Source organism: Caulobacter sp. (genome assembly GCF_017744445.1).
Lineage (GTDB): Bacteria > Pseudomonadota > Alphaproteobacteria > Caulobacterales > Caulobacteraceae > Caulobacter.
This window is the reverse complement of record NZ_JAGIBH010000034.1, coordinates 1-2,148: the sequence shown is the minus strand read 5'-3', so window position 1 is coordinate 2,148 and position 2,148 is coordinate 1. Positions and strand designations below refer to the sequence as shown.

Annotated in this window: 2 protein-coding genes; both read left to right on the top strand. The window is 71.6% G+C overall.

From position 1 onward, the window contains the following. Positions 1–817 (top strand): glycoside hydrolase family 3 C-terminal domain-containing protein (locus J7528_RS23315; protein ID WP_291879626.1); only part of this gene is annotated, 817 nt, incomplete at its 5' end. A gap of 167 nt (positions 818–984) precedes the next feature. Then, the coding region (locus J7528_RS23310; RefSeq protein WP_363270461.1) for a mannitol dehydrogenase family protein at positions 985–2,148 on the top strand (1,164 nt) is incomplete at its 3' end.

The following is a 2,148-nucleotide window of genomic DNA, read 5'->3' as shown; positions in this document are numbered from 1 at the left end:
GGCGCGCGGCGCCGATGCGGTGGTGTTCGTCGGCGGCCTGACCGGCGACGTCGAAGGCGAGGAGATGAAGGTCAACTACCCGGGCTTCGCCGGCGGCGACCGCACCGACACGCGCCTGCCGGCGACCCAGCGCAAGCTGCTCGAAGCCCTGCACGCGACCGGCAAGCCGGTGGTGCTGGTGTTGACCGCCGGTTCGTCGCTGGCGGTGGACTGGGCCAAGCAGAACCTGCCGGCGATCGTGATGGCCTGGTATCCGGGCCAGCGCGGTGGCAGCGCGGTGGCCGACGTCCTGCTCGGCGACGCCAACCCGGCCGGTCGCCTGCCGGTGACCTTCTACAGCGCCGACGCCACGCTGCCCGCGTTCGACGACTACTCGATGCAGGGCCGCACCTACCGTTACTACGACGGCCAGCCGCTGTATCCGTTCGGCCACGGCCTGTCGTACACGCAGTTCGGCTATTCGGGCCTGAAGCTCGACCGCACCAGCGCCGGCGCCAAGGATCCGGTCAAGGTCTCGGTGAAGGTGAAGAACACCGGCAAGCGCGCCGGCGACGAGGTCGTGCAGCTGTACCTGCATCCGCTCGATGCCAGGCGCGACCGCGCCGGCAAGGAGCTGCGCGGATTCCAGCGCGTGAACCTGCAGCCGGGCGAGGAACGCACGCTCGAGTTCAGCCTGGTGCCGGAGAAGGACCTGCGCACCTGGGACGAGAAGGCCGGCGCCTACGTGGTCGATCCGGGCCGCTACGAAGTGCAGGTCGGTGCGTCGAGCGCCGACATCCGTGCGCGCACGCCGCTCACCGTCGGCGCGAAGAAGTAAGCCGGTTGTACCGGTCGTCCCTCTCCCCGGGGGACGACCGGTCGAGGCGAGGCGGAGCCGGCGGTGACTCTCCCAGGTCGCCGGCTTCGCCGGACCTCCCTTTCCCCAGGCGCAGGCCGCCCGCAACCGCGCCGGACCCGCGCCAGCGACAGCGATACGAATTCCCGATGACCCAGACTTCCGTTCCGTCCCGCCTCTCCGATGCCATCATGGCCCGCCTGCCGTCGCAGGTGCAGCTGCCCGCCTACGACCGCGCCAGCACGCGCATCGGCGTGGTCCACTTCGGCCCCGGCGCGTTCCACCGCGCGCACCAGGCCGTGTACTTCGACGACGTGCTCGCGTCCGACCCGAACTGGGCGATCAGCGCGGTGTCGCTGCACAGCGCCGGAGTGCGCGACGCGCTGCGTCCGCAGGACGGCCTGTACACGCTGGCCCTGCTCGGCCAGACGCAGGCCGACGGCACGCCGAAGCTGCGCGTCATCGGCTCGATCCGGGAAGTGCTGTGCGCGCGCGACGAACACGCCGCGGTGCTGGCGCGGCTGGCCGACCGCGACGTGCGCCTGGTCACCCTGACCATCACCGAGAAGGGTTACTGCCTGTCGCCCGACGGCGTGGACCTGCAGCACCCGGACATCGTCCGCGACCTGGCCACCCCGGAGTTCCCGCTCAGCGCGATCGGCTGGCTGGTCGCCGGCCTGCGCCAGCGCCGCGAGCGCGGGCTGGAGCCGTACACGGTGCTCAGCTGCGACAACCTCGCCGACAACGGCGGCCGCCTGCGCCGTGCGGTGCTGCAGTACGCGCGCCAGTTCGATGCCGGGCTGGCCGACTGGATCGAAACCGAAGTCGCGTTCCCGCGCTCGATGGTCGACAGCATCACCCCGGCCACCGACGACGCCCTGCGCGCGCAGGTCTCGGCCCAGCTCGGCGTGCAGGACGCCTGGCCGATCCAGCGCGAGCCGTACACGCAGTGGGTGGTGGAAGACGACTTCCGCAGCGGCCGGCCGCCGCTGGAACGCGTTGGCGTGGTTCCCAGCAACGACATCGCCGGCTACGACAGGGCCAAGCTGCGCCTGCTCAACGCGCCGCACTCGGCCCTGGCCTACCTGGGCTCGCTGATGGAGATCGAGACGGTGGCACAGGCCATGCGCGAACCGGTGCTGGCCGGCTTCGTCGCCCGGCTGATGGGCGAGGACATCGTGCCCTCGCTGCGGCTGCCGCAGGGCTTCGATCCGCAGGCCTACATCGAGGCGATCCTGGCCCGCTTCCGCAACCCGGCCATCCGCCACCGGCAGGCACAGCCGCTCGACCGGCCGGCCGGCATCCAGCGCTTC